At 46.7% G+C, this 5,554-nt stretch carries 5 protein-coding genes; 3 read left to right on the top strand and 2 right to left on the bottom strand.

From position 1 onward, the window contains the following. The 3 genes from OEM52_13545 to OEM52_13555 all read left to right on the top strand — a co-directional run. The coding region (locus OEM52_13545) for a proton-conducting transporter membrane subunit (protein MDK9701160.1) at positions 1 to 723 on the top strand (723 nt) is incomplete at its 5' end. Continuing rightward, positions 720 to 2,243 (top strand): hydrogenase, encoded by a 1,524-nt coding sequence (locus OEM52_13550; protein ID MDK9701161.1) that lies wholly within the window; start codon positions 720 to 722, stop codon positions 2,241 to 2,243. The genes OEM52_13545 and OEM52_13550, both read left to right, overlap by 4 nt. Before the next feature lie 9 nt (positions 2,244 to 2,252). Further along, positions 2,253 to 3,017: a 4Fe-4S binding protein gene (locus tag OEM52_13555; GenBank protein MDK9701162.1), complete on the top strand. Its 765-nt coding sequence runs from the start codon at positions 2,253 to 2,255 to the stop codon at positions 3,015 to 3,017. A 100-nt stretch (positions 3,018 to 3,117) separates the two neighbouring features. Here OEM52_13555 and OEM52_13560 read toward each other — a convergent pair whose 3' ends face one another. Beyond that, positions 3,118 to 3,825, bottom strand: coding sequence for a response regulator (locus OEM52_13560; GenBank protein MDK9701163.1), 708 nt, complete (start codon positions 3,823 to 3,825; stop codon positions 3,118 to 3,120). Then, a partial coding sequence (locus OEM52_13565) for a DUF4118 domain-containing protein (protein ID MDK9701164.1) occupies positions 3,822 to 5,554 on the bottom strand: 1,733 nt, incomplete at its 5' end. The genes OEM52_13565 and OEM52_13560, both read right to left, overlap by 4 nt.

A 5,554-nucleotide genomic window follows, 5' to 3' on the forward strand; every position in this document is an offset into this window, starting at 1 on the left:
GGCGCATTACTCAACTGCGCCTTTCTGGGAATCTTACGCGCCCAACAAATTCTAATCGCTGCCGGTTTAGCCGAGTTTGGCAAGGAACTTTTAATCGGATTTGGTTTGGTATCGATGGGGCTTGCCGCAACATTTATCCTGAAACAAATGGATTTCAAACGGATGCTCGCATATTCAAGTGTCGAACACATGGGCATACTTGCACTGGGGGTCGGCTTAGGCGGTGGCGCTGTTTTTGGTTCGCTGTTTCATACAGTGAATCATTCGTTTACAAAGGGAATGCTGTTCATGGTAGCAGGAAACATCCTGACGGTTATGCACAGCAAGTCGACGTTTAAGATTCGTGGTTTGCTACACATTATGCCGTACTCATCGGTACTATGGTTAGCAGGTTTTCTTGCAATTACGGGATCACCCCCTTTTGGTTCATTTCTGAGCGAATTCACGATATTAAAGTCGGCAATCGAACAAGGTCATATTATCATTGCCATCTTTTACATACTATTTCTTTCGGTGATCTTTATCGTAATGGCATTAATATTTCTTCGGATGAGCTTTGGCAAACCACGGATCTCAGAACCTATTGCGAAACAAGAGTCTTGGACGATGATTGTGCCTCCCGCCGTGCTATGTGCTATTGTTCTGTTGCTTGGTGTTTACATGCCACAGGTGTTGGAGAATCTTCTTAATGAAGCTGCCCGGCAACTCAGTGGTGCATTATGAAGCAATCTAACTATACTGTTATCCAGAATGGGGAATCTTGCGATGTAGTAGATGTTCCGGAAGTACCATTTGATGCGTTTCGCGAACAGCTACTCCAAGCAGTCGAGGATGGCGCATGGATTGCAGCGTTGTTTGCCATGCCGGCCGATAGATCAACACTACGAGCTTTTGTCATACTTGCTCATTCCCATTCGGGAAGTCTGTGGCTTTCATCGACGATATTGCCGGATGAGTTTACTGCATTAACACCGGATTGTCCACAAGCTCATTTGTTTGAGCGAGAAATCGCCGAACAGTGGGGAGTCAAACCATTGGGGCACCCGTGGCTTAAACCGTTGCGATATCACCATTCGTATCGCAAAGAAAAAGACTGCTGGGATCGCAAATCAAGCACAGCAATTCTTCCCGGTGTAACCGATCATTTTCAAGTGGATGGGCAAGAAATTCACGAAGTGGCAGTCGGGCCAGTCCATGCAGGAGTTATTGAACCGGGGCATTTCCGATTCCAATGCCACGGCGAAGATGTTATTCATTTAGAAATATCACTTGGCTACCAACACCGGGGGGTTGAGCGGGCGATGATTGGTGGTCCCAACAATCGTACGAACCACCTTGTGGAAACCGTCGCCGGCGACACGACAATTGGTCACTCACTTGCTTACTGCCAAGTGATTGAAGCGCTTGCTCGCACTATTATTCCGGCCCGGGCATCGGCATTGCGGGCAATCAGTCTTGAATTAGAACGACTTGCAAACCATGTTGGTGACTTAGGCGCGTTAGCCGGAGACGTCGGTTTTCTTCCGACTGCATCCTTCTGTGGTCGATTACGTGGTGAATTTCTAAATCTAACTGCCATGCTATGCGGAAACCGGTTTGGTCATTCTATGCTTTGTCCGGGAGGAGTGCGATTCGATGCAGATTCAGATCGAGTTCACAATTTTCTCGAGCGATTTGAATCCGCAGTTAGCGATGTAACTGATGCAATAAATCTACTATGGAAATCTCCCTCCGTGATGGATCGATTTGAAGATACCGGAGTCGTAAAGATCGAAGATGCAATTGAGTTGGGTCTGGTAGGTTTAGTTGCTCGGGCTTGTGGCATCGAGGCAGATATTCGAAGCGATTTTCCCACTGGCATTTATCGTTTCACCAATATCTCAACAGCAACGTGGCATACGGGAGATGTCTTCTCGAGGGCGTTCGTTCGTTGGATAGAGATTGAACGGTCGACTGCTTTCATCCGCGATTTGATCAAGTCGTTGCCACAATCTGAGATTAGAATCGCATTAGAACCAATGGAACCGAATAAAATTGCGGTAGCATTGGTGGAAGGGTGGCGTGGCGCAATTTGCCATGTTGCAATTACTGATGCAACAAGTAAATTTGCCCATTATAAAATTGTTGATCCTTCTTTCCATAACTGGTTTGGTTTAGGAATGGCAATGCGCGATCAGCAGGTGTCCGATTTCCCGTTGTGCAATAAAAGTTTCAGTCTGTCATACTGTGGTCATGATTTGTAAGGGGCTGAAATGATAGATATCCTTCGAGCTCGATTAAAGCAAGGTCATCGGACAATTTCTTTTCCGAATCAACCGCCAACGCTACCGGATCGGTTCCGGGGATGTCCGGTGATTGATGAAGCAAAATGCGTTTCCGACTGCCAACGATGTGCCGAAGTTTGTCCCACCGGTTCGATCATTCAAGTACATTCTACCAAGCCACAAGTAGACCTTGGTCGTTGTTTGTTTTGTACAGATTGTGCTGAGGCATGTCCCAATGATGCAATTCGGTATCATTCGGATTACAGTATGTCATCAAATCAAAGAATTGATCTTGTCGTAAATGCGAACACCGAGGCAGGGCCACTGGTAAGTGCACTTAAGAAGGAATCCCTTCGACTCTTTGGACACTCGTTGAAACTTCGCCAAGTGAGTGCTGGTGGATGCAATGGTTGTGAATCGGATACGAATGTACTTTCAACAATTACTTTTGATTTAGGTCGATTTGGAGTGCAATTTGTCGCCTCACCACGCCACGCCGATGGTCTTCTTATCACCGGACCGGTAAAAGAAAATAAGAGGGTTGCACTGCTCAAGACGTGGGAAACAGTTCCCGCTCCAAAAATCGTGATAGCAGTAGGAGCGTGTGCAATTTCTGGTGGACCATTCCAGAATCATCCTGAAGTACACAATGGAGTAAGTGATATATTGCCGGTAGATCTATATATACCCGGCTGTCCTCCCCACCCGATAACAATCCTTGATGGAATACTACGGTTGCTTTCCCGAATTTAATTGTGACGCAATGATAGACAGTGTTTGCATGAAGTTCAATTGTAGCTCGCAAAATGAGTTTTCAGCAATACGATAATCTTCCAACATCACTCACCATTGTTCACATATCATCGACCATTCTATAACCAACACCTTGCTCGGTTAAAATATATTGGGGTTTCGCAGGTTCTGGCTCGATTTTCTTCCGGAGAGCAGCCATGTAAACGCGCAGTGGGTGGCTTTCGTCGGTTATCATTCGTCCCCATACTTCTCGAATGATAAATGAATGAGTGAGTACCTTCCCAACGTTTTTTGCCATTGTCGATAGTAGACGGTATTCGATATTGGTTAAATGAAGTTCGGTATTGTCGCGGAATACTCGGTGGGCGTCGAAATCGATTTTCAAGTTTTTTACGTGAATAACCGTATCGCCTTTGTGTTCGCCAGTCGCAATCCGCAACGAATGCCTTAGTGCAACGCGAATTCGTGCTAACAACTCATCCACACTAAACGGTTTCGTAAGATAATCATCGGCTCCGGCGTCTAACGCCTGTACCTTGTCCTTTTCCTGTCCCCGGGCAGAAAGTACAACAATCGGAATGTGCGACCATTCGCGCAGTTCTTTTATCACCGCTATCCCATCCATATCGGGCAGCCCTAAATCCAGCAATAGCAGTTCGGGATGCTGGCGAACAATCAGATTAATCCCTTCCCGTCCAGTCTTGGCATCTGCAACATGATAACCCGCGCCGATTAATGCCGAACGCAGAAATCGCTGGATCGGATAGTCGTCTTCGATAATTAGGATGGTGTACTTTTCTTGTGTCACTGTTTTGCAACCACTGAATGGTTTTCAGTTACCGGAATTGTAAAAGTTAACTTTGCCCCACCACTCGGGTTGTTGTCGGCAAAAATTGTTCCGCTATGCATTCTAACAATCGCATGGCAAATCGCAAGTCCTAAACCGGTTCCCGAACGCTCACTGCCGCGCTCGGTATCATGACGGTAAAATTTTTCGAATATTCTTTCTTTGTCGGATTCTGGTATGCCAAGGCCATGATCGGATACCGATACTTGCAATACTTCATCTACCATTTCTACGGACACTTCGATTTGTGTACCGGCCGGGGTGTAACGGATTGCATTGTCCAGTAAGTTGATGAGTACTCGCTCGATCAATACGCTATCCATCATTGTTGCCGGGATATCGTCGGGGACCGTTACCTCAATTGGACGGGTCGCCAGTTCTTTTTTTCGGCTATTCAACGCTGATCCAATTACATCATCGATAACATTCAATTGCATATCGGGTTTCACATTTCCCGATTCGATGCGGGTGATCTCTAATAGATTATCGACATAACGATGTAAGCGATTAGCTTCCTCTACTATGGCGTGAATTAGCTCGCGCCGCTCCGGCTCAACATCACTCGCAGTCGATAACAATTGCTGGCTGGTTGCGGCGATAACCGATAGCGGTGTTCGGAAGTCGTGGGAGATCGAACTCAACAATGCGTTTCGCATTTTTTCAGCTTCGACATCGATCATCATCTGCTTGGTCTGGTCAGCAAATTGATCCCGCTCCAATGCGATAGCAATCTGACCTGCAAAGGTTTCTAACAATTGAACTTGATCCGGTAGAAAACTGCGCTTTTCTTTCTGGCTGATTCCCAGAACACCAACTGCACCTTGCGAAGCGATGAGTGGTAAATACAATGCCCCGGCTTGCGGCAAGGTGTCGGTTCCGATTCCAGCGACTTTTCCGTGGACAAACACCCAATGCGCGACTCCCCGCTCGATGAAATCTTCGGTTAGATATTCGTGGGTAGAAGTTACCGGAACGAGTTTTCTCCCCGATTGTACAATGTAGATGATGATTTCAGCTTGAAACATGTCGGCGAGTTCTTTTTCCACGGTAGCGATCAACTGGTGCAATCCTGTTGTACCGGCAAGTTGTTTGCTAAGCCGGTATAACGCTTCCGTGCGTTGCATCCGCTGGCGCATCATCTCCGCTTGCTGCGAGATCCGCGCGGTAAGTGCGCTTATGAGGATGGCGATACCCAACATCACCGCAAACATCAATAAGTATTGTGTGTCGTTTACCGCGAATGAAAAATAAGGCCGCACCATTAATATATCGAATAGTATAACGCTGAAAATCGATGCAAAAATGCCTGGTCCCATACCGTATCTTGCCGCAATGAAAACAACCCCAAGCAAATACACCATGACTTTATTTGCTTCCGCCAATTGTCCGACATGCATCAACCCGGCAAGCATTGTACACATTAGGACAATCAAAGCGCTTCTTTTGTATCCGCGTTTCTTTTCTGTGGCTTGTGAAGACATCGTCGGGTCAGAGGCACCCTTATCGGCGTTTTCACCGGGAACAACATAAATATCGATATCACCGCTTTTCGCTTGGATTTCATCGGCGACCGAACCGTGCAGCAGTCGATATAACAACGGCCGAGCTGTCTTTCCCACGATTACTTTCGTCACATTGCGCGCATGGGCATACTTTACAATTTCATCTGCTCGATTGTGTCCGGTTAAAG

This window comes from bacterium (assembly GCA_030247525.1).
Lineage (GTDB): Bacteria > Electryoneota > JAOADG01 > JAOADG01 > JAOADG01 > JAOTSC01.